The 23,377-nt window shown below is 59.4% G+C and carries 19 protein-coding genes and 1 tRNA gene; 3 read left to right on the top strand and 17 right to left on the bottom strand.

The window, feature by feature from the left end; all coding sequences use genetic code 11:
- Window positions 1-307 precede the first annotated feature (307 nt).
- From rplT to recJ, 9 genes are all read right to left on the bottom strand, one after another.
- A complete protein-coding gene (gene rplT, locus ACQRCA_RS07400; protein ID WP_006234421.1) occupies window positions 308-667 on the bottom strand; it encodes a 50S ribosomal protein L20 in 360 nt (119 codons plus the stop codon).
- Between the two features lie 46 nt (window positions 668-713).
- Window positions 714-905 (bottom strand): 50S ribosomal protein L35, encoded by a 192-nt coding sequence (gene rpmI / locus ACQRCA_RS07395; RefSeq protein WP_006234422.1) that lies wholly within the window; start codon window positions 903-905, stop codon window positions 714-716.
- A gap of 32 nt (window positions 906-937) precedes the next feature.
- Window positions 938-1,507 carry a translation initiation factor IF-3 gene (infC, locus tag ACQRCA_RS07390; RefSeq protein WP_006234423.1) on the bottom strand — a complete coding sequence of 190 codons (570 nt, stop codon included), beginning with the start codon at window positions 1,505-1,507 and terminating at the stop codon, window positions 938-940.
- 432 nt (window positions 1,508-1,939) lie between these two features.
- A tRNA-Leu gene (locus ACQRCA_RS07385) sits at window positions 1,940-2,026 on the bottom strand.
- A gap of 39 nt (window positions 2,027-2,065) precedes the next feature.
- Complete coding sequence (locus tag ACQRCA_RS07380; RefSeq protein WP_427719723.1) at window positions 2,066-3,499, bottom strand: transglutaminase-like domain-containing protein; 1,434 nt, start codon at window positions 3,497-3,499, stop codon at window positions 2,066-2,068.
- Between the two features lie 253 nt (window positions 3,500-3,752).
- Window positions 3,753-4,619, bottom strand: coding sequence for a class II fructose-1,6-bisphosphate aldolase (fba, locus tag ACQRCA_RS07375; protein WP_154517212.1), 867 nt, complete (start codon window positions 4,617-4,619; stop codon window positions 3,753-3,755).
- Between the two features lie 194 nt (window positions 4,620-4,813).
- Entirely contained in the window at window positions 4,814-5,497 is a 684-nt protein-coding gene (locus tag ACQRCA_RS07370; protein WP_427719722.1) for an MBL fold metallo-hydrolase, read from the bottom strand.
- An 86-nt stretch (window positions 5,498-5,583) separates the two neighbouring features.
- Window positions 5,584-7,944 (bottom strand): RelA/SpoT family protein, encoded by a 2,361-nt coding sequence (locus ACQRCA_RS07365; protein ID WP_154517206.1) that lies wholly within the window; start codon window positions 7,942-7,944, stop codon window positions 5,584-5,586.
- Between the two features lie 14 nt (window positions 7,945-7,958).
- Entirely contained in the window at window positions 7,959-11,246 is a 3,288-nt protein-coding gene (gene recJ, locus ACQRCA_RS07360; protein ID WP_427719721.1) for a single-stranded-DNA-specific exonuclease RecJ, read from the bottom strand.
- A 275-nt stretch (window positions 11,247-11,521) separates the two neighbouring features.
- On the opposite strand from recJ, the gene ACQRCA_RS07355 reads away from it, so the two are divergent.
- On the top strand, window positions 11,522-12,520 hold the full coding sequence (locus tag ACQRCA_RS07355; RefSeq protein WP_427719720.1) for a bile acid:sodium symporter family protein: 999 nt from the start codon (window positions 11,522-11,524) through the stop codon (window positions 12,518-12,520).
- A 30-nt stretch (window positions 12,521-12,550) separates the two neighbouring features.
- Here the strand turns inward: ACQRCA_RS07355 and ACQRCA_RS07350 are convergent, their stop codons facing one another.
- From ACQRCA_RS07350 to ACQRCA_RS07315, 8 genes are all read right to left on the bottom strand, one after another.
- Window positions 12,551-13,348 carry a DUF4931 domain-containing protein gene (locus ACQRCA_RS07350; protein ID WP_427719719.1) on the bottom strand — a complete coding sequence of 266 codons (798 nt, stop codon included), beginning with the start codon at window positions 13,346-13,348 and terminating at the stop codon, window positions 12,551-12,553.
- Between the two features lie 3 nt (window positions 13,349-13,351).
- Window positions 13,352-14,029 (bottom strand): copper homeostasis protein CutC, encoded by a 678-nt coding sequence (locus ACQRCA_RS07345; protein WP_427719718.1) that lies wholly within the window; start codon window positions 14,027-14,029, stop codon window positions 13,352-13,354.
- A gap of 123 nt (window positions 14,030-14,152) precedes the next feature.
- Window positions 14,153-14,866, bottom strand: a complete 714-nt coding sequence (locus ACQRCA_RS07340) for an ABC transporter ATP-binding protein (RefSeq protein ID WP_229770701.1) — start codon at window positions 14,864-14,866, stop codon at window positions 14,153-14,155.
- Window positions 14,867-15,727 carry an ABC transporter ATP-binding protein gene (locus tag ACQRCA_RS07335; protein WP_427719717.1) on the bottom strand — a complete coding sequence of 287 codons (861 nt, stop codon included), beginning with the start codon at window positions 15,725-15,727 and terminating at the stop codon, window positions 14,867-14,869.
- Window positions 15,717-16,796: a branched-chain amino acid ABC transporter permease gene (locus ACQRCA_RS07330; RefSeq protein ID WP_427719716.1), complete on the bottom strand. Its 1,080-nt coding sequence runs from the start codon at window positions 16,794-16,796 to the stop codon at window positions 15,717-15,719. The genes ACQRCA_RS07335 and ACQRCA_RS07330 overlap by 11 nt, the downstream gene beginning before the upstream one ends.
- Before the next feature lie 9 nt (window positions 16,797-16,805).
- A complete protein-coding gene (locus ACQRCA_RS07325; RefSeq protein WP_154517188.1) occupies window positions 16,806-17,687 on the bottom strand; it encodes a branched-chain amino acid ABC transporter permease in 882 nt (293 codons plus the stop codon).
- A gap of 139 nt (window positions 17,688-17,826) precedes the next feature.
- A complete protein-coding gene (locus ACQRCA_RS07320) occupies window positions 17,827-19,014 on the bottom strand; it encodes an ABC transporter substrate-binding protein (protein WP_427719715.1) in 1,188 nt (395 codons plus the stop codon).
- 269 nt (window positions 19,015-19,283) lie between these two features.
- Entirely contained in the window at window positions 19,284-20,450 is a 1,167-nt protein-coding gene (locus ACQRCA_RS07315; protein ID WP_427719714.1) for an ABC transporter substrate-binding protein, read from the bottom strand.
- A 250-nt stretch (window positions 20,451-20,700) separates the two neighbouring features.
- Here ACQRCA_RS07315 and ACQRCA_RS07310 point away from each other — a divergent pair, with 250 nt between their 5' ends.
- Together ACQRCA_RS07310 and ACQRCA_RS07305 are read left to right on the top strand one after the other, a co-directional pair.
- Window positions 20,701-22,044: a homoserine dehydrogenase gene (locus ACQRCA_RS07310; RefSeq protein ID WP_427719713.1), complete on the top strand. Its 1,344-nt coding sequence runs from the start codon at window positions 20,701-20,703 to the stop codon at window positions 22,042-22,044.
- Between the two features lie 214 nt (window positions 22,045-22,258).
- Entirely contained in the window at window positions 22,259-23,008 is a 750-nt protein-coding gene (locus ACQRCA_RS07305) for an SDR family NAD(P)-dependent oxidoreductase (protein WP_427719712.1), read from the top strand.
- Window positions 23,009-23,377 lie beyond the last annotated feature (369 nt).

The following is a 23,377-nucleotide window of genomic DNA, read 5'->3' as shown; positions in this document are numbered from 1 at the left end:
CGGTCCGACCGGGCCGCGCGGCAAGGAGATATATTGCCAGACCGCGAAGCGATGTGGGACGTCAATTCCACTCTTCACAAGTCCTACACAATATATCGCTTCCTATCTTCCTATATAAGTAATAGAAAGGCTGGTGCAGAAATACTGCACGTATCAGATGATGACCCTTCGGCTAAGAGATATATAAAGATCGGTCACCTGTAAGTGTCTATCTACCCGCGCTTTTGCGATATAAACCAGCGCCTTAGATAAAAAGAGGGAGCGCCGCGCACAGCGCGACACTCCCCTAGCGATTCAAGAGAATCAATTAGGCCTCGAGAGCCTTCTTGGCGATGGTAGCCAGCTCGTTGAAGGACTCGATGTCCTCGTATGCCATCTGAGCCAGGACCTTGCGGTCGAGCTCGATACCGGCGACCTTCAGGCCGTGCATGAACTGAGAGTAAGAGATGTCGTTCAGGCGAGCAGCAGCGTTGATACGGGTGATCCAGAGAGAGCGAATCTCGCGCTTCTTATTGCGGCGGTCACGGTACTGATACTGCAGAGAGTGCTGGACCTGCTCTTTAGCATGCTTGTAAGTACGCGAAGCGGCACCATAGTAACCCTTCGCACGGTGCATAACGGTACGGCGCTTCTTCTTGGCGGCAACAGCGCGCTTGATACGTGCCATGTTCTATCAACTCCTAGACGGTTAAACGAAAAACGGGAACGCTAACTTAGGCGAGACGCGACTTGATGACCTTGCGGTCGGCAGCGGCGATCTCGGTCTCCTGACGGAAGCCACGCTTACGCTTGGTGGACTTCTTGCTCAGGATGTGGCTCTTGAAAGCCTTGGCGCGCATAAGCTTGCCGGTACCAGTCTTGCGGAAACGCTTCTTGGTGCCGCTGTGGGACTTCATCTTAGGCATGAAATACTCCTTAATCGGTTACAGAACACTAGTTACTTAGTATCACTTGCCGCTTTATCCTCATCAAAGGCGCCCTTAATCGGGGCGAGCAGCATAAGCATGTTACGGCCTTCCATCTTAGGCTTGGACTCGACCGTAGCGTAAGGCTTAAGATCCTCGGCGAGACGCTCGAGAACGTTAAGACCCTGCTCCGGGTGAGCCATCTCACGGCCGCGGAACATGATGGTGATCTTAACGCGTGCGCCCTTCTTGAGGAAACGCAGAACGTGGCCCTTCTTGGTCTCGTAGTCGCCAACGTCGATCTTGGGTCGGAACTTCATTTCCTTAACCTCGACCTTGGACTGGTTCTTACGAGCAGCCTTGGCCTTCATGGCCTGCTGGTACTTGAACTTACCGTAGTCCATGACCTTGCAGACCGGCGGCTCCGCGTTGGGAGCGATCTCGACAAGGTCGAGACCCTGATCGTCGGCGACGCGCTGGGCATCGCGGATGGCGAACAGACCGAGCTGAGAGCCATCGACGCCAATCAAACGGCACGAAGATGCAGTGATCTCGTCGTTGATGCGGGTGTCATCAGACTTAGCTATTTTCCCTACCTCCATTCATAAAAAAATAACCCGGCGCTTCTTTGCAACCAGGTCGTACACATAGACATCCTCGATATGAGGAAGAGAATCTAAGTTGTATGACCAGTCAGCTGCTCATTGGCGCCAAAAGGTGGGAACCCTCGGGTTCCTCTTTAGGGCATTGCGGAAACAACGCCTTGGCGATAATAACACGTACCGCTCGTTATCACATTACGTACACGAAAAAGGGGGCCTTAACCCCCTTGAACGTTCTTTTGCATGTATGGTGCCCGAGGCGAGACTCGAAGGGCCTTCGCTTCGCGAAGCCCCGGGCTTCGGGCGCATGGCGCCCTCGCCACGCTCCGCTACAAACAGGCCACAGGCCTGTTTGCTTAACGCTCCGCGCGCTCACGCGAGTTCGGCACGAAAAAGGGGGCCTTAACCCCCTTGAGCGCTCTTTTGCATGTATGGTGCCCGAGGCGAGACTCGAACTCGCACGTTGTTGCCAACGGTGGATTTTGAGTCCACTGCGTCTGCCAATTCCGCCACTCGGGCACGTATTGCGTGAGTTAGTTTATCACAGCTTTCCGTAGATTAGTCCGAAAATGGAACTTCGAGCATTTCGATGAGTTCGACCGTGCGGAGCATCTCGCGCTGGCGGCATCCGCGACCGTCGACCGAGGCCTCGCCCATCTGGTTATCGTAGGGGTCCTCACGCATACCGTCAAAGACGGGTTCAAACTCTGCCTGGAACCGACAGTTTGCCACCATGCGCCATGGATCGAGGTTGCCAAAGTAGTGGCGGCGGCGCCATTCCTCCCCCATCCTGCGTGCCGAGGATCCAAACGAGACATCGGCGTTAAGCCAACCCGTCTGCGGTGTATAGAACTCCGCCCAGTCATGCGAGCCCACCGAGTCGGGCGCAACGTACAGGCCGCTCTGCCAACGTGCGGGCACGCCGGCGATGCGGCACATGGTGATAAACGTGAGTGCCATAACACCGCAATCACCGCGAAGCGAATGCGCGCAGTCATCGGCGATAGAGCCCAGAAGCAGATACGGTGGCTGGTATCGATAGTCGACATGATGCGTCAAATAATCATAGATAGCCCGAGCGCGGTCGAGCTGATCCTCGAGACCATCGATAACATGTTCGGTCAGCTGCTGCAGATACGGCGTGAATGCAATATGCGGTCGGTCCTCGGAAATATCCTTGGGCAGCGGCGCGTCCATACACGGATGCGCCGGAAGCGCTCCCCCGTAGATATCGCAATAAGCGGCATCAATCAGATAACGATAGGTCACTGAGAACGATCGATCAGCCGAGGAAATCCACGAGGTGGTACGCGCCAAAGCGTTCGCGGGGGCAAGGACCCCCTCCGGCGTCATATCGAGAATCTCGATATGAGACTGCTGGCGGCAGGCTGCGGCAACGGGAAGCCACGCGCGAACGGTCTCCCCCTCCAGAGCACCGGGAACAGACACGGACGCTTTAAGCGTAATGGCACGAGACAGCCCGCCCTGTGATTCCATCTTCTTAAGCATCTGGTTGCGCAGCGCAGTTCCATCCGTAGAATCGGGACGCAGGCCCGGAACCTCCTTGGGATACACACGCAAAGAATCAAGGAAGTTGTCGAGAACGAACAGTTCACCATCGATAAAGCGCCAGTCGATGCGCTTGCGATCGATCAGGTCGTCAAACTGATCCTCGGTAAACTCCGGCCACTCCTCGCGGATCATCGCAATAGCCTGATCGCGCGACACCGAAAAATGAAACAACGTCTCGATCATGCGATACCGCTCGGCACGAACGCAAGCGGCCAACGAGGGATCAGGGCTCTGCTCCAAAAGACAGTCGCAAGCCGCAACAGCCTGCGCCAGGTACCCGGCGTCCTTGAGACGAAGGATCTCAGGTGGCAATCCAATGTCGAGATGACGGAAATCATCACAACAAACATCAACAGAGCAACCAACGGGGCCCTCGGCAACAACCTTTCCATCGGCAGGCAAAACATTAACGACAGCCATAACCACTCCCACGCAGAACGACAACCCGAGACCATTGTACCGACATAAAAAGAAAGCCCCAACAAGGGAGCCATCAACACCGCTGAGCGGTAGTCAAATAAATAATTCAGCCCAGTAACCCTGTAGCGAGTTAACGAAGGAGGCCCCGTTCACCCGGAGCTTTTCCCATTGCGCGACTTCTGGCAAAGCCAGGTGAGCGCAAGGGAAAAGCGTAGGGTGAACGGGGCCTCCGACGGGAAAGTTAAACCGCTACTTACGCCTTGTTGACGGAGCCAAACTCCTCCATGAGCTCCTTGGTGCGGGCAACGATGGCCTCGCGACCGGGCTTCAGGAGCTTGCGGGGGTCATAGCCCTTGCCCTGCTGATCCTTGCCAGCCTCAACGTACTCACGCGTGGCGGCAGCGAAGACAAGCTGCAGGTCGGTGTTGACGTTGATCTTGGAGATGCCCAGGGAGATGGCCTTCTTGATCTGATCCTCGGGGATGCCGGTACCACCGTGCAGAACGAGGGGCAGGTCGCCGGTCTGAGCCTTGATCTCGCTCAGACGCTCGAAGGAAAGACCGGCCCAGTCGGCGGGATACACGCCGTGGATGTTGCCGATGCCGCAGGCGAGGAAGTCGACGCCCAGGTCAGCAATCTGCTTGCACTCAGCGGGGTCAGCGAGCTCGCCGTTGGAGGTCACGCCGTCCTCGGTACCGCCGATGCCGCCGACCTCGGCCTCGATGGACATGCCCTTGGAATGGGCAAGCTCAACGAGCTCCTTGGTGCGATCGAGGTTAAGCTGGAAGGTTTCCTCGTGAGAGCCGTCATACATGATGGACGTGAAGCCGGCCTCGATGCACTTGAAGCAGTCCTCGTAAGAACCGTGATCGAGGTGAAGGGCGACGGGAACGGTAACACCCGTGGCCTCGACGGCAGCCTTGACCATGTCGGCGCAGACCTTGAAACCGCCCATCCACTTAGCGGCACCAGCGGTGCACTGAAGGATCAGCGGAGACTTGGCCTCCTCGGCGGCCTGGAGAATAGCCAAAGTCCACTCGAGGTTGTTGGTGTTGAAGGCACCGAGAGCATACTTGCCGGCCTCGGCCTTCTTGAGCATGTCTGCTGCGTTGACGAGCATAAAAGAAACCTCCTGTAAGGTTGCTCCGATAACGCATGAGATTTTACCACGGCGTACCCGAGCGTAAACGTTCGTTTGTTCACGAATATCGTCCAAACAGACTTTTTTTGACCGTTTGCCCTACGGAATCGGCCCGTTGGGGAAAATATCTTGACGTTTGGACACTTCTCGTGCTTAAGCAGCTGACTACAAAGCTACATCTGCATGAAAGGGTTCTGCATGAGCTCGCGCGCCATAGTGGTCGAATCACCATGCCCCGTTAAACAAACGGTATCGGCTGGAAGCAGCTGGGCGAGCTTGGGGAGCGAGCGCAGAATCGCCGCCTCGTCTCCACCGGCGAGATCGGTGCGGCCGTGGCTGCCCGGGAACAGGGTGTCGCCAACAAAGGCGATGCTTCCCTGCTCGGTGGCGGCGAACAAGACAATGCCACCCGGTGTGTGACCGGGCGCCTCGATCACCTGCAGGCAGATATCACCCAATTCAATCGTATCGCCCTCAGCAAGCAATCGCGTCGGCTCGCCCGGATCGGGCGTATCGATGCCCCACATCGCTCGCTGCTCCTCGATATTCTCACGAGATACCAACACGTCCTTCGCACCTAACTCATATAGGAAACCCTTACCGACGGCGGCTCGCGCTCCGGCAACGCCACCTACGTGATCGGCATGGCCATGGGTGCAGACAGCGCCTAGCACGTGCGCGTCAGGATGCTTGGCATAGATATGTTCCACAAGACGCTCACCTTCCCAGGCCGGATCGATAATCAGGCATTCGCCGCTCGAGATTACGGCGTAACTGTTGGTCTGAATGGGGCCGTTTACAAGCGCCTCAATCGAAGCCGTACCCCGAGGGGTTAAGTCCAAAGCTGCAGTGACCATGAGCACGTCCTCCTTCTACAAGCGTCGAGGCATCAAACGATGCCTCGAACGTAGCCAATATCATTACCGTTGTGCGTTCGTCACGCCTATACGCGACGCTTAAGCTGAGCCCCACCCTCGCCAGGCATCAGACGGCGTGCGTCATAGACCGAGTCGACACTGCTGATGGATGCCAGCAGCGGATCCAGACCGCTCGCGTCCGAAATCTCGACCATAAAGCGAAGGGTCGCAATGCCCTCGCGGTTGGTCGAGGTAGCGGCGGAAAGGATATTTCCGCCTGCATCGCCAATGGCGATGGTGACATCCTTGAGCAAGCCCATACGATCCAAGCACTCGACCACGATCTCGACCTGGAAAAGCGTATCGGCAGCACCATCCCACTCCACGTCAATCATGCGCTCGGGGTGTTCCATGAGACCCTTGACGTTGGGGCAGTTGGCACGATGCACCGAGACGCCTCGACCGCGCGTGATAAAGCCCACGATGTCGTCGCCCGTCACCGGATTGCAGCAATGCGCCAGACGAACCAGCAGGCCGCTGTTGCTCTCGCCCTTGACGATAATGCCGTTACTTGCGCTCTTGCCACGCTTTTGCGGTTTGCGGTTGGAACCGCGGGCAGGCTGCTTGACGACCTCAGCGATGGCTTCGGCCTTGGTGAGCTGCTCCTCGGGCTTGGGATCCAAGATTTGCTCGACCTTATTGCCCACAGCGCGCGGGGCGACCTTGCCCGCGCCAACGGCTGCGAACAGGTCCTCGAGTTGCTTGAAGTTAAACTGCTCCGCCACGGCATTGAGTGCACGCGTGGATCGCGGCGTAGAGATGCCGTACCCGCGCTTGCGCAGGTCCTTGGCCAGCATATCGCGACCGGCAGCAGCGTCATCGTCTTTGGTCGCAGCGGCGAAGTAACGGCGAATCTTTGACTTGGCCGAAGGCGTCTTGACGATCTTGAGCCAATCGCGCGACGGCTTGGAGCTCTTGTTAGTCAGGATCTCGACACGGTCACCCGTCTTGATTTCGTGCGTGAGCGGAGCCACCGCACCGTTGATTTTGGCGCCGACGCAGTGGTTGCCGACCTCGGTATGAACAGCGTAGGCAAAGTCGAGCGGTGTAGAGCCCGCACGAAGCGCCATGACCTCACCCTTGGGCGTAAAGACAAAAATCTCCTGGTCAAACAGGTCGACCTTCAGTGAGTGCAGATATTCTTTGGCATCGGTGATCTCGTCAGAGGCTGCCCAATCGAGCGAGTGCTTGAGCCAGTTAATCTGATCGTCCAGACGCTGTGCGTCGTTGGTCTTGGAGGCAGACGATCCGCCCGATTTCTTATATAGCCAGTGGGCGGCGATACCGTACTCGGCCTGCTCGTGCATCTCGTAGGTTCGAATCTGAATCTCGAGCGGACGGGCCGTGGGGCCGATAACCGTCGTGTGGAGCGATTGGTAGTTATTGACCTTGGGCATGGCGATATAGTCTTTAAAACGACCGGGCATGGGATGCCATAAAGTATGCACGGCACCAAGCGTGGAATAGCAATCGCGCACCGAATGGGTGATGACGCGCAGCGCCACCAGATCATAAATCTCGGAGAACTCCTTGCCCTTGCGCTTCATCTTTTGATAGATGGACCAATAGTGCTTGGAACGACCGTTGATCTGAAAACCCTCAAGGCCAATGCGGTCGAGCTCATCGGTAAGTGTCTTGATAGTCTCGGCCAGAAAGCGTTCGCGAACCTCGCGTGACTCTGCCACCATGCGGGCGATGCGCTGGTAAGCGTCGGGTTCAAGGTAGAAGAAGGACAGATCCTCGAGTTCCCACTTGATAGAGCTCATGCCCAGGCGGTCGGCCAGGGGCGCATACACATCCATGGTCTCGCGCGCCTTAAACAGGCGGCGGTCCTCGCGCAGGGCGGCAAGCGTGCGCATATTATGCAGGCGGTCGGCGAGTTTGACGATGATGACGCGAATGTCCTTGGACATGGCGAGGAACATCTTGCGCAGCGTAAGCGCCTGCTTTTCGTCCATGTTGTCGACTTCGATGTTGGTGAGCTTGGTCACGCCGTCGACGAGCTCTGCCACGGTTTCGCCAAACAGACCCGAAACATCGGCAAGCGAGGTATCGGTATCCTCGACGGTATCGTGCAGCAATGCAGCGCACACCACATCGCAGTCCATCTTAAGGTCGGCCAAAATGATAGCCACCTCGACGGGATGGTTAATGTACATCTCACCCGAGCGCCGCTTTTGGTTGCAGTGCTTCTCGGCAGCAAAGCAGTAGGCCTGCTCCACCTTGGAGAAGTCATCCTCACTCATATATTTAAGGCACAGGCGCTCCAGCTTGTCGTAGCTGTCCGCCATAATCTCGGGCGGCAGATCATCGGCATGCGTATAGTGCTCCATCTCCGAAAAGGGCTGGAGGGCGGAATCATGGGCGGTACGGGCTGCGGCATCCATCGAGGTCCCCTTCCCTAGGTCCGCGGTACGATCGGGCGGTTAATTTTGGTAAGCATATCAGAAGCGCACGAATCGAGTGCCCAACTCCGGAAAGCCGAGAACTCCATGCGCGAGCGCAAGCCCTCCAAATAGCGGATCGACCTGCTCAACTGCACGCGCCCGGGGTTTTCGGTCATCGCGATGCGACGGGTATCGTCAAACCCCGAAACGTGACAGAAACCGAGCTCTTCGAAGATTCCCAAGCCGCTTGCCACCGAACGCTCATCGACCGGCGTGCGCGCGTCGATTGCAAGGCACATCTGCGCAATGTCGATATCGCTTGCGCAGAATGAATCGTCTCCCGTCTTGCCACGATTGGAGCGCCACATGGTCTGCAGTGCCCGATAGAGCGTGACAAGCTCATCGCGCTCGGGCGCGTAACAATCGAGCAGGCGCTCATTAATACGAGCGTCACGAGACGAATAGAGCAGGTGAATCACGGCAGGCTGCCCATCGCGGCCGGCACGGCCACTCATCTGGTTAAACTCAATCGCGCCAAACGGCATGTGGTAGAGCACGACATGGCGGATATCGGGCAGGTTGACGCCCTCACCGAAGGCCGAGGTTGAAACGATGCAGCTCAGGCTGCCATCTCGAAACGCCTCCTCGACGCGTCGGCGATCGGAACGCGCAAGCCCGGCGTTATAGAACGCGATATGGGTCGCGCAGTCGGGCACACGTTTGCGCAACGTCTTGGCAAGCGCCACGGACTGGTCGCGCGAGTTCACGTAGATGACGGTCTTCTCCCCCGTCGCAACGATCGAAACCAGGCGATTTTCACGGCTCGCAAGGTCACGATCGTCCTCGAGTTGTAGGTTCTCGCGAACGGTCTCGTCGACCACCGTGCTGGTAATCGGCAATACGCGAGCAAGCTCTGCCACAACTGGAGCCGTCGCGGTAGCCGTTGCCGCCATGACAACGGGGTCGCCCAGGGCTTTAAGAATATCGGGCATATCGAGGTATGCACTCCGGTCACCACCCTTAGCAAGACCGGCATGGTGCGCCTCATCGATAACAACGAAGCCAATACGTCCAGAACGCGCAAATCGATCGCGGTGGATAGACAAGAACTCGGGCGTCGTGAGAACGATACCGGTGCGACCCGAAGCAAGGCCGGCGAACACGTCATCGCGTACGGCCTCCACGGTCTCGCCAGTCAGCACGCCGACACCAATGCCGAGCTCGGCCATCGTCGAGGAAAGGTGATAGGCCTGATCGGCAACGAGCGAACGCAGAGGATAGACAAAAATGCTCGCACGCCCGCGAAGAACCGCCTCGCGCGCGGCATGCACATGGAAAATCAGAGACTTGCCACGCCCCGTCCCCATAACGGCCAAAACGCTCTGATGGTCGGCAAGCGCGTCGAGTGCCTCGACCTGCGCGCGATGCGGCTGGTTCGAGCCGATAAAGCTATGGATAAGCGAGCGCGTGAGCTCGGTATAAGAAAGCTGGGCGAGCGTCTCGCGTTTACGCGACTCCAGGCGCAGACCAGAATCCGCCGGTTGCACGCCGCGGCGAAGCTCACATGCCGGATCGTCGATATTGGGCGCCGCGGTATCGCGCACCAAGACATCTTTGATCATGAGCTTGGGCTTCACACGTCCCTGCCAATGCTCGGCCACGGCCTCGAACACCAAGTCGACGGCGCTGTCGCAATTGATGAGCCTATCGATCTGCGGCACGCGGAACATGATGGCCGGCACACTCGCGGCACCATCGGTCGCCACAAAGCGCATGTGCTCGCCGGTTTTGCCCACCACGGCGCGATCGCACATCGTCACGCCCTCGGCGGCCAGAAGCGGCACCTTATTGCCCTGGCCAAACGGCTCAAGACGGGAAATTTGCTCGATGGTCTCGATATTTAGCTCGGAGAGATCAACGGTGGCGGCAACCTCGTCAGTGTCCTCAAAGTCCTCGGCGGGAAGCTCCGATAGCACGGCCGAAAGGCGACGGCGGAACTCATCGAGCTTGGATGCCTCGATGGTCACACCCACCGCACCGGCATGCCCGCCGCGACGAATCAGCAGGTCGGAGCAACGCTCGACGGCGTCGAACAGGTTGATCTTGCCCACCGAGCGGCCCGATCCGCGCGCAACGCCATCCTCGATCGAGAAGAGCAGCGCCGGCACGTGATAGCGATTGGTCAAGCGGCTCGCCACGATGCCCTTGACGCCCTCGTGCCAGCCCTCGCCGCCCACGACGATTGCGCGCCCGCCGTCATAAGTCTCCTCGACCTTCGCCATGGCATCGCGCGTAAGCTCGGCCTCGATCTCGCGGCGTTGGCGATTGATTTCCTCGAGCTCGGCGGCAAGCGCGCTCGCTTCGATGGGGTCGCGGGCAAGCAGCAGGTCGAGCGCCAGCTTGGGATCGGCCATGCGGCCGGCAGCATTCAGACGGGGGATGAGCGAAAACGACAGGCCGTCGGCCGTAATGGTAGAAAGGTCGGCCTTGGCAAGTGCGGCAAGCGCGATATAGCCGGGACGGGCCGTCACGCGCATCTGCTGGATGCCCTCGGCGACCAGTGCGCGATTCTCGGGCGTAAGCGGCATCATGTCGGACACGGTGCCCAGCGCCGCGACCTCTATCAGCGAACGCCAATACGACGGCTTGCCCAAACGCTCGCCCAGGACCTGCACCAGCTTGAGTGCCACGCCGGCACCGGCAAGCTCGCGCGAGGGACCCTTGTCCTCGAGCTTGGGGTCGGTCAGGGGCACGCCCTGCGGCACCTGGTCGGACGGCTCGTGATGGTCCGTGACCACCAAATCGATCCCCAGGCTCTCCAGATAGGAGGCCTCTTCCTTGGCGGCAATGCCGTTATCGACGGTCACGATCAGCTGGGGGCGAGCGAGCTCGTTAACGCGGTCGAGCGCCGCACGCGACAGGCCGTAGCCCTCGTCAAAACGATGCGGAATAAACGGCGTGACGTTGGCGCCAAACGAACGCAGCGCCTCGGTCAACAGACAAGTCGACGTAATGCCGTCGACGTCAAAATCGCCAAAGACGGCGATGCGCTCGTGGCTGCGAATAGCACGCTCAACGCGGTCGACGACGACCGCCATACCCGGAATAACGAGCGGGTCCGCCCAGTCGCGATCGAGCGAAGGCGTCAAAAAAAGCTGGCCTTCCTCGATGGATGTAATGCCGTGCGCAACCATAATGCGCGCCACCAGCCCGGGTATGCCCAGGCCAGCCGAAAGCTCCTTTTCGAGCTCGGGGTTTTGCTGAGCGACCGCCCAGCGATGCGTTGTCTTAAGCGATGACATAGGCGCCCACCCCCGATAGGGGCAGGTCGCCGCAATACCTCTCACGGTTCATAGCGATGAGTCCTCTGTGTATGCCCGCTTCGGCAGGCAGATCTGTTGAACGGATTTATTATACCGTGCGGCGCGGACGCACAACGTCCAGCACGCCGTGGTTTCGATAAACGAGGGCGGTAATAGCCTCGAAATAATCGAGCGTTTCAGCCACACGGACGCATGCGAGCGTCTAGCATATCCATTCAAAACGGATTCACGAGCAAAGGGAGTCACAAGCGCATATGAAGCAATGGGTTGGACTGGGTAAGTTCCTCGCGGGGCATATGCAGATCATCGTTCCGATTTGCGTGACGCTTGGCGTGCTCTTTCCCCAGCAGATCGGCGTACTCAAGCCCATCGTCCCCACCCTGTTTGCCTTTATGACGTTCCAAGGTGCCCTCAGCAACACCTTCCATCAGGTAGCCGAAGTATTCCGCCGTCCGCTGCACCTGATTTTGGCGCTGCTGGTCTCGGCGGTGCTTATTCCCATAACAGCCTATGCCATGGGGTCGCTGTTCTTTGGCTCCAACCCCAACCTAGTCTGCGGTATCGTGCTCGAGTACAGCGTACCTGTGGCAGTCACTGCCTTTATGTGGATTAGCATGTTCGGCGGCAACGGCCCGCTCGCGCTCACCATCATCCTGACGTCCTCGGTTATCTCTCCCGTTACGATTCCGCTCACGCTTAAGCTCTTGCTGGGCGCCACCGTCTCGATCGACGTGCCGGGCATGATGCAGAACATGGCCTTCATGATCGCTATCCCCGCCCTGCTCGGCATCGTAATTAACGAACTCACGCGCGGATGGGGACACGAGAAGCTCTCCCCCGCGCTCTCGCCCGCCTGCAAGTTCATGATGATGGGTGTTATCGCGTCGAACTCCACCGCCATGAGCGAGTACGTGCTGCACATGAACGCGGTGCGCTTGGAAGTCGCCCTCTTTATTTTGATCTTCGCCATCAGCGGCTTTGTCGTCGGTATTCTGGTCGCCCGCGCACTGCATCTGCCGTATAGCGAAACGACTACCATGTGCTTTACCTGCGGTATGCGCAACATCTCTTCGGGCGCCGTCATCGCCACGCAATACTTTCCGGGCGAAGTCGTATTTCCCGTCATGTGCGGAACGCTGTTTCAGCAGATACTTGCCTCGCTTATCGGGCATCTCTTTGAGCGTCTAACCGGCGAGGAGCGCGCTGCCCAGCGCAAGCGCGTCGAGGCCGACCGCGACGCCATGGCACGCTAGGCTGTCCGCATTACGCGGGTGTTAGTCTTGCTATACGAGCGTTTCCAGATGCGCGCGCAGGCGCTCAGCATCGATATCGAGCGTCGTCTCGGCATTGACCTGGGCCAAACGATAGCCGACAAAGTAGGGCGAAACCACCCAACGCGGCAGCGCCTTGGCAATGGTCCGACCGCCCAGGTGATAGAAGAACAAGTTGTACGACTCTGCACGGCCACCGTGGTGCTCGTTTAGGATATAACGCAGAGCTACCTGGATCGCATCGGCGAAGAGATCCGCCTCGGCTTGGTCCCGCGTGTCATCGCTGGCGGCGATTCCCCGCGGAGCTGAAACGTTGACCTCAAAGAACCCCATAATCGGTTCGGTTGAGATGTTGACCGCAATTCTCCCCTGTTGCCAGACATTGATGCCTTCGAAATTGGCGGAAGTCAGCGAAGCATAGCCATCTTCCTGCTCCAAACCCACAATCTGCATGTGCGGATGAACGAGACTACCGCCCGAGAGCGGACCCTTGTTCTTGTACATGAGCACGCTTCGATACTGCCGTGAATCGATCATCTGCTGCCAGCAACCCAGGGCAAACCGCATCACATGATGCAGCTCGTCCGGCGCATAGGTCACCAGGTCTGCGTCGTGGTCGGCCGACTCGATCAGCACGGTTTGACGGGTGGCGCGCAGGGTCTTGAACTTATTCTCGAGCCAGATACAGTCACCGTCGCGCCGGATGATATTGGCGAGTTCCTCGGTATCGCAAAAGGGGCACGCGGTGCCAGGGCGCCGGTTGTCGTCGGGCTTCCCGCTCGCCTGCTCAACGTCAAATACCAGGGGCACGGGTTATACCTCCAGCGGCACGATCTTGGTGCCATGGAGCTCGGAGACGCCCAGTGCCGCAGCCACGGTATCGCGGTTGGCCGCGGAAATGCCGCCGCCGGGAAGGATGGTCAGGCGATCGTCCGCGTAGTCGATAAGGTGCGACAGATGCTCCAGGTTGTCCTCAATCGGCGTGCCGGCGGCACCGCCATGCGTCAGGATGCGCGTTATGCCGCAGTCGGCGAGCGTGTCAATCGCGTCGAGCTGAGCCTCGGGCGAGAGCTGGTCAAACGCCATGTGAAAGGTGATGTCGATGGGCTCGCGCTTGCACTCCTCGGTCGCGCAGCCCGCAGCCATCACAAGGGCGCCCAACGCAAGTTCATCGAGCGCCCATCCGCCGGCACAAGGCTTGCAGCAGCCAAAGACCAAGCCATCGACGCCGGCGCTTACGGCAAGGCCCAAGTCCATCTCCATCATGCGCAGCTCGTCCTGGTTGTAGTGAAAGTCGCCGCCACGCGGACGGATCATGCACATCACCCGTGCATCGTGCTCGCGAGCATAGCTGGTCGTAGCGCTGATAACGCCGGCCGAGGGCGTGGTGCCTCCAACCGCAAGGTTGTCGCACAGCTCAATGCGTCCCGCACCGGCCGCAATGGCCGCCGGCACCCGCTCAAAGTTCTCGGCACAAAACTCGTACAGCATAGATAGACCCCCAGATGACACTTCTATTTCCACACGGCATTGTCGCACTTTAAATACCAAGCCAACGGATCATTTCAAAAGGGGCGCTGACCGAGTTGGTCAGCGCCCCTATTACTGGATGGATTAACCACCAAGATAAGCTTTGCGGACGTTGTCGTCGTGCAGCAGCTCTTGGCCGGTGCCGGTCATGGTGATCTTGCCGGTCTCGAGCACGTAGCCGCGTGTGGCGATGGAAAGCGCCATCTGCGCGTTCTGCTCGACCAGGAGCACCGTGGTGCCGGCCTTGTGCAAATCCTCGACAATCTGGAAGATCTGCTCGATCAGGATCGGCGCCAGACCCATGGAGGGTTCGTCGAGCATGAGCAGCTTGGGATTACTCATAAGGGCACGACCCATAACGAGCATCTGCTGCTCGCCGCCCGAAAGGGTGCCGGCCACCTGGCGACGGCGTTCCTTCAGGCGCGGGAACTGCTCGTAAACACGCTCGAGGCCCGGGGCAACCGTGGACTTGGGCTGTGTATAGGCACCCATCTCCAGGTTCTCCTCGACCGTCATCTGCAAAAAGGCACGACGCCCCTCGGGTACCTGAGACAGGCCCTTGCCAACCAGCTTGTCGGCGGGCGTATGGATAATGTCCTCGCCCATAAACTTGATGGAGCCGGTCTTGGAGCGCAGCAGGCCCGAGACAGTCTTGAGCGTCGTGGACTTGCCGGCGCCGTTCGCGCCAATCAGGGCAACGATCTCGCCCTCGTTAACGTTAAAGGAGATGTCCTTAATGGCGTGGATGGCGCCGTACCAGACGTTGATGTTGTAGACGGAAAGCATCGGCTCTGCCATTTAGTTCTCCCCCTTATCCTGCTTGCCCAGATAAGCCTCAATAACGGCTTCGTTGTTCTGGATTTCCTCGGCCGTGCCCTTGGCGATGACCTTGCCAAAGTTAAGCACGCAGATACCCTCGCAAATATTCATGACGAGCGACATGTCGTGCTCGATGAGCATGATGGCAATGCCAAAGGTGTCGCGAATCTTGACGATGTTCGCCATGAGCTCCGCAGTCTCGGACGGGTTCATGCCGGCGGCAGGCTCGTCGAGCAGTAGTAGCTTGGGATTGGTGGCAAGCGCGCGGACGATCTCCAAACGACGCTGAGCGCCGTAAGGCAGCGAGCCGGCCTGCTCGTTTGCCAGATGTTCCATATCAAAGATAGACAGAAGCTCCATGGCGCGCTCATGGGCGGCCTTCTCGTGCTTCCAATACGTCGGCAGGCGCAGCACGCCCTCAAAGCCGGAGTAGCGCTCCTGGTTGTGCAGGCCGACCTTTACGTTGTCCTCCACCGTCATGGTGTTGAACAGGCGGATGTTTTGGAAGGTACGAGCGATACCCATGCGGTTGACCTGGTAGACGGACTTGCCCGAGGTGTCCTCACCGTCGAGCAGGATGGTGCCGTGCGTGGGCTGGTACACCTTGGTGAGCAGGTTGAAGACCGTGGTCTTGCCGGCGCCGTTGGGGCCGATGAGACCGGCGATCTCGGTCTTACCGATGGTCAGGCTAAAGTCGTCGACCGCCTTGAGGCCGCCGAACTCAATGCCCAGGTGGATGCACTCGAGCGCCGGGCGCTCGCCCAGGTCGCGGTCGGGAACGATGGCGCCAGAAGGATACGGGACCATCTTGCCCTTGTTGAACTCAAACTTACTGGGCATCGGTTGCCACCTCCTTCTTGGAAGCAAAGCGGTCCTTAATGCGCGCGAAGAACGCCTTGAGCTGCGGGTTGTTAGTAAAGACCATGACCAGAATCAACACGATGGCGTAGATGAGCATGCGGTAGTCCGAGAACTGACGGAGCAGCTCGGGGAGTACCGTGAGCAGCGCCGCCGCGATGACGGAACCGCGCATGTTGCCCAGACCGCCCAGGACCACGAACACCAGAATGAGAATCGACGTGTTGAAGTCGAACTTAGTGGCGGAGAGCTGCGAGAAGTTACCGCCGAAGAGGGCTCCGGCAGCACCGGCGAGAGCGGCGGAAACCACGAAGGCGATCATGCGGTACTGGGTGACGGAGATACCCACGGACTCGGCAGCGATCTTGTTATCGCGCACGGCCATGATGGCACGACCGGTGCGGCTGCGGACCAAGTTGAGCACAATCACGAGCGCAACCATAACCAGGATGGCGCCAGCAAGGAACGTCGAGTAGGTCGAAACACCAGATGCGCCCTGGGCACCCTTGATGATAGCGGTGCCGTCTTCGAGCAGGTGCAGGTCGTCGATCGTGGAATTGCCCGTGATGTTAAAGATCACGTGCAGGCCGCGGGAATCGACGCCCACAATGAGGCAGGTAACGATCTCTTTGATAATCTCGCCAAAGGCCAACGTTACGATGGCCAGGTAGTCACCGCTCAGGCGAAGAACCGGAATACCGATCAGGAAGCCCAGAATGGCAGCGGCGATAGCGCCGACCACAATGCTGATGATCAGACGCACCGGGTCGGACGGAACGGCGCTCTCCAGCGCGACGGCGGTGACGATTCCCGTATAGGCGCCGACGCTCATAAAACCCGCGTGGCCTAGCGACAAGTCGCCCGCGATGCCGACGACGAGGTTGAGCGAGATGGCCATGACGATATAGGCCGTGATGGGAACCAGCTGACCGACAATCATGCGCGGAATCATGTGGTTAGACTGCATAAAGAACACGATGGCGAACGCCACAACGCACATGGCGTACGTGACAAAGTCGTGACGCGTCTGCTTGTCTGTAAGAAACTTCATAACGCTCACCTACACCTTCTCGGGTACGTACTTGCCCAAGAGGCCGGCAGGCTTGACGAGCAGGACGATGATCAAAACGCCAAAGACGATGGAGTTGGCAAGGCTCGTGGAAATGTAAGCCTGCGCCATCGCCTCGATGATGCCGATGAGAATGCCGCCGACAAAGGCACCGGGGATGGAGCCGATGCCGCCGAAAACGGCAGCGTCGAAGGCCTTGATGCCAGGCATGGCGCCCGTGGTGGGCTGCAGAACCGGCGAGTAGGAGCACAGGAGCACACCGGCGATGGCGGCAAGGGCGGAGCCGATGGCGAACGTCATCGAGATGGTGCGGTTGACGTTGATGCCCATGAGCTGAGCGGCGGCCTTGTCCTCGGACACGGCGCGCATGGCCTTGCCCATCTTGGTCTTACCTGTAAAGATCATCAGACCGGCCATGATAACCAGGCAGGCGACGATGGTGACGAGCGAGACGGCACTTACGTTGAACTTGGCCAAGAACTCCGGCACCGGGAAGGTGACGAGCGAAGTGAAGTTCTTGGGCGTGGCGCCCCACAGAAGCTGCGCGGCATTCTGCAGGAAGTAGGACACACCGATGGCCGTGATCAGAACGGCCAGCGGGCCTGCTTGGCGCAGCGGCCTATAGGCCAGACCCTCAATGAGAACACCGAGAACCGTGCAGACCACACAAGAGAGAACTACAGATGCCCAGCCCGGGAGGCCGAGATACGACGTGGCGCAGAACGAGACATAGGCACCGACCATGATGACATCGCCGTGAGCGAAGTTGAGCATCTTGGCGATACCGTAGACCATGGTGTAGCCCAACGCGATGATGGCGTAGACGCTGCCCATGGACAGGCCGTTGACCAGGTATTGGATAAAGACCGTCATGTTCCACATCCCCCTTTCGAATAGGTTTCCAGTTGATGTATGAAACAGGGACGTTACGTTGTCCCCAGATACCAAGCAAGCAGGGAAGGTGAAAACCTCCCCTGCTTGGGATCAAAACCGCTCTATGTAAGGCGGCCTATTAGGCCAGTACGTACTTGCCGTCGGTGATGACATACGCCGTAGGATCCTTCTGGACCTGGCCCTTGTCGTTCCAGGAGAGCTTGCCGGTCAGACCGTCAACGGTAATCTTGAGCATAGCCTTGGGCAGCTTCTCGGCGACCTCGGTCGGGTCGGCGTCGACACCAAGACCGGCCTCCTTGAGGGCCTCGGCCACCGCGTGCACGCCGTCGTAGGCATCGGCGGCAAACTGGTCGGGGGTATCGCCGTACTTATCCTTGTAAGCGTTGACGAAGTCGGCATTCTTCTCGTCGTCGGCGGAGAACGGGGTCATGAGCAGCAGACCCTCGGCAAGAGAGGTGTCGAAGCCCTCGACGCCCAGGATGCCGTCCATGCCGTCGCAGCCCATCATCTTGACGTCGTAGCCCATGTCCTTGGCGTTCTTGAGCAGGACGGACGCCGGCGTGTAGTAGATCGGCGCAAAGATCATGGTGGCGCCGGCCTGCTTGGCCTTGGTCAGCTGGTTGGTAAAGCTCGTAGCGGAGTCGTCCTTAAAGGTCTCCTCGTCAACAATCTCGAGCTTAGACTCAGCGGCCTGAGCCTTAAAGGAATCTGCAATGCCCGAAGAATAAGCATCGCCGGAGTTATAGAACAGCACGAACTTCTCGTCCGCATACTTCTCTGCCAGGAACTTGGCAGCGTTGACGCCCTGGTTGGGGTCGGTAAAGCAAACCTGGAAGACGCAATCCTTTCCGTCGGTGACGTCCTCGGAGGACGCGGACGGGGTGATCATGAATGTCTTGGGGTCGTTACTGCACTCTGCGGCAACGGCAACCGACGCACCCGTGGTGGTCGGGCCGACGAGGGCCTGCATGCCCCAGTCGAGCAGGTTATTAAAGGCGTTGACGGCCTTCTCGCCGTCGGCCTGGTCGTCCTCGGCCTTGCTGGCAAGCGGCAGCTCCTTGGTGGAGAAGTCCTTGCAGCCAAGCTCGACGCCCTGGGTAACGGACTTGCCGTAAGACGCGGCGGCACCGGTCAGCGGGCCAATGGTGCCGATCTTAAACGAAGCGTCGCTCGAAGCGGAACCGCTGTCGCCGCCGTTGGAGGAGCAGCCAGCTAGAATGGACATCGCCCCCAGACCTGCTGCGCTCGCGATAACGCTCCTGCGATTCATAACAGGGTTCAATGACTTACCGGTGAGGCTCGACATGCGGCTCTCCTCTCAAATCTCGTCGGGTTTCGGTTACCCGACAGGCCATCCTCCGCCGTCTTCGGCGTTCGCAAAATAGTAGACGCTTTAGTTGAGAAAAGTGGCGATTATTTCAACTTTTCTTTTGCCTTGTCCATTTATCCATAATTATGCGTATTTCTGTCGGTTTATACAGTTTAGCGACTTTATTGTGTGAAAGTAATGTTTCCGTTTTGTTACAAGCTTTCCTGCCCTGAATAACATGGCCCCACCGGTCTCGTTATATGCACTTAGGCGGCGATGTACTTGCCGTCCTGAATCACATAGGCCGTAGCGGGCTTCTCGACTTGGCCCTCGTCGTTCCACGTGAGCTCGCCTGTCAGGCCCTCAATCTTGATCTTGCGCATAGCCTTGGCAAGGTCGCCGGCAATGTCGGCGCCGTCGACCGTAATGTCGATGTCCGCCTCATCGATTGCCTCGACAATCGCGTGGATGCAGTCATAAGCATCGGCGGCAAACTGGTTGGGCGTCTCGTTGTAGGCGTCCTTATATGCCTTGACGAAGTCGGCGTTCTTCTCATCGTCGGCAGAGAACGGGGTCATGAGCAGCACACCCTCGGCAAGAGAGGTGTCGAAGCCCTCAACGGAGAGCAGGCCGTCCATGCCGTCGGTGCCCATGAGGGTCATTTCGTAGCCCATGTCCTTGGCGTTCTTGAGCAGGACGGACGCCGGCGTGTAATAGATCGGGGCAAAGATAAGCGTGGCGCCGGCCTCCTTGGCCTTGGTGAGCTGGTTGGTAAAGCTCGTGGAAGAGTCGTCCTTAAAGGTCTCGGTATCGACGATATCGAGCTTGGAAGCCTTGGCCTGCTCGGCAAAAGCGTCGGCAACGCCCGAGCTATACGTATCGCCGGAGTTGTAGAACAGGGCGATCTTGGCGTCTGCATACTTCTCGGCCAGGAACTTCGCGGCGCTGGCGCCCATGGTGGGATCGGTGAAGCAAACCTGAAAGACCGTGGTCTTATCCTTGGTGACGTCGAGCGACGAGGCCGAAGGCGTGACCATGAGCATATCGTCGGCGATCTCGCCCGAGACGGCGACGGCGGCACCAGTTGTGACGGGGCCGACGAGCGCCTGCATGCCCCAGTCGCACAAGGTATTGAAGGCGTTGATGGCCTTCTCGCCGTCGGCGACGTCATCCTCGGACTTAAGCGAGAGTTTGAGATCCTTGGTCGAGAAATCCTTGGCGGCGAGCTTGGCACCTTTCTCGGCCGAAACGCCATAGGTTGCCGCGGCGCCGGTCAGAGGGCCGATGACACCGATCTTGAAGGTCTTACCGTCATCGGCGGAGCCGCCGTCCGAGCCACCCGACGAGCAACCAGCGAGCGCGGCAGCGCTGCCGAGCGCCGCGGCGCCGGCGAGAAAGTTCCTACGGCTGAGCGTGCTGTTGATGTTGAACATGGTGTCCCCTTTTTTCGCTGGCCGCGGTGCGGCCGTCTTGCGGTACGGGGCAAACCTTATGGCGCAAACGTTGACAGTTTGTTACGGAAGTTCGTTTGTAGCGAGCATGTTTCCAATGTTTCCGCAGCGTTTCGGGGGTGCCGTTTTGTGCGACTCCTGTTACCTGGCGAGCGCGCGCTCTCGGTTCACGCTAGAATGCACTCAACATTACTTGATCAATCAATCTATAAGATGCACGAAGGAGCTATCTATGAGCGAACCCCTGCGCACCGTGAACGTCGGTCTGATCGGTCTGGGAACCGTCGGCGGCGGCGTGGCCCGTCTGATCAAGAGCCACCACGATGAGTACCTGGCCGCCTACGGCATCGACCTTAAGCTGACCCGCGCCTGCGCGCTTGCCTGGGAGCAGGCCGAGGCAGCCGGTATTGAGCGCGAGGCCTTTACGAGTGACTGGCATGACGTCGTTACCGACCCCGCCGTCGATATCGTCGTCGAGCTGATCGGCGGCGAGCATCCCGCGACCGAGATCTTCACCACCGCCTTTGAGCACGGCAAGCACGTCGTCTCTGCCAACAAGGCCCTGCTGGGCCGTCACGTCGAGACGCTTGCCGAGAAGGCGCGCACGTGCGGTGTGCAGATTAAGTGCGAGGCCAGCTGCGGCGGCGGCATCCCCATCGTGAGCACGCTCGAGCACGACCTGGTGGGCAACAAGATCCTGACCATCGCCGGCATCCTCAACGGCACCACCAACTACATCCTGTCGCGCATGGACGCCGAGGGCGCCGATTACGCCGACGTGCTTGCCGACGCGCAGGCCAAGGGCTATGCCGAGGCCGACCCGTCCGCCGACGTCGACGGCTTCGACGCCGCCAGCAAGACGGCGATCCTCGCCTCCATCGGCTTTGGCACCCGCGTGACCACCGATGATGTGTACCAGCAGGGTATCCGTACCATCGGCGCCGAGGACATCGCCCAGGCCCGCGAGCTCGGCTACACCATTAAGCTGCTCGGCATCGCCCGCAACACCGACGCCGGCGTCGACGTCCGCGTGCATCCCACGCTGATCCCCGCCGACCACATGCTTGCCAAGGTCAACGGCGCCATGAACGCCGTCTACGTGGTAGGCGACGCCGTGGGCGAGACCATGTTCTACGGTGCCGGCGCAGGCTCCTTCCCCACCGCGAGCGCCGTCGTGGGCGATATCCTGTCGCTCTCCGAGCAGATCAGCCGCGGCGTGGCTCCGCTGCCCGAGATTGAGCCCTATGGCCACAACCTCGCCTTTAAGCCCATGGACGAGCTCCAGACCAAGTATTATGTGCGCCTGAAGGTCGCCGACCGCGTGGGCGCCCTGTCCGAGACGGTCGATATCTTTGCCAAGCACAACATCTCGATCTCGCTCATCAACCAGGTCGAGGACGGAAAGTCGGGCGTCAGCGATGCCTGCTCGGTCATCTTCCTGACGCACCGCGCGCTCGAGAAGGACGTCCAGGCTGCCGCCGCCGAGCTTGCCAGCGTCGACTGCGTGGCCGAGGTCGCCAACGTCCTGCGCATCGAGAACGTCGAGGCCTGGACCGAAGGCGTCATGGCCAACTAACCCAACGCTCGCCTAGCAATACGCGCTTTGAGGGCTCCCGTCCGATGTGGGACGGGAGCCCTTTTGCCTCCTGCCCTAAGCACAACGGCAGAGCACATTTGCGCGAGCCGCTCATCGGTAACGCGCGCTACCGTTCACCGATATGCAAACGCGGTCGATTCCGGCTACCGCTACGCTGTGCTGAGAATGTCCGCCCGCGATGAGAGGAAGCACTATGTTGCTCGAGGGCAAGAAAGCAATCGTCACCGGAGGCACGCGCGGTATCGGCTATGCCATCGCCTGCCGTTTTATCGAAGAGGGTGCCGCAGTCACCGTCTTTGGCTCGCGCCAGGAGACTGCCGACGCGTCCGTTGAGAAGCTGGCGGCCGCCTATCCCGACGCCAAGGTCTGGGGCCGCTCCTGCGACCTCACCTCACTCGAGGCCGTGACCGAGGCTTTTACCCAGGCTGCAACCGACATGGGCGGCTTGGACACGGTCGTCAACAACGCCGGCATCTCCCAGCGCTCGCCGCTTTTGGACTACACGGCCGAGGAGTTCGCCAAAGTCATGGACCTTAACGTCGTCGCTGTCTTTAACGGTCACCAGGCGGCCGCCAAGATCATGACCGAGGCCGGCCACGGCGGCACCATCACCACCACGAGCTCGATGGTCGCCAAGTACGGTCAGCCCTCCGGCGTCGGTTACCCCACGTCCAAGTTTGCCGTCAACGGCATGGTCCAGTCGCTCTCGCGCGAGCTCGCCCCCATGGGCATTCGCGTCAATGCCGTCGCACCCGGCGTAACCAAGACCGATATGGTCGCCAACCTGCCCGAAGAGGTCATCAAGCCCATCATCGCCACCATTCCGCTGGGTCGCATGGGCGAGCCCGAGGATGTCGCCAACGCCTTTGTTTTCCTGGCGAGCGACATGTCCTCCTACGTCACGGGCGCCGTGCTCCCCGTCGACGGGGCCGCCCGCTCCTAAAGGTCGCAAGCCACGACTTCGAACCTCAACGAGGCCCAACGCAAAAGGCGCGCTGCCTGCATCAACCGCAGGCAGCGCGCCTTCTTCTGTTTGTAAGGGAAACTGCGTCCCGGTATTTCAGCTCAGAACGGGACACAGCTTCCCTCAGGACCTTCTTTCGGAAACTATGTCCCATTCTGGTCGCGGATTCTGGGACGCGCTTTCCGCAAGGCCTTTGATTCGGAAAGCGCATCCCATTTTGAACCTTCAGACTGGGACGCGCTTTCCGGCAGGAGTCCAAAGCGGAAACCGCATCCCACTCCGGGCTTCCATTCTGGGATGTGACTTCCCGATGGGGGCCGATGCGGAAACTGCGTCCCGTTTCGGGTC

The organism is Collinsella sp. SGI.095 (assembly GCF_050314535.1).
Classification (GTDB): domain Bacteria; phylum Actinomycetota; class Coriobacteriia; order Coriobacteriales; family Coriobacteriaceae; genus Collinsella.
Note: the sequence above shows the minus strand (reverse complement) of the source record. Positions and strands in the feature narration are given on the sequence as shown.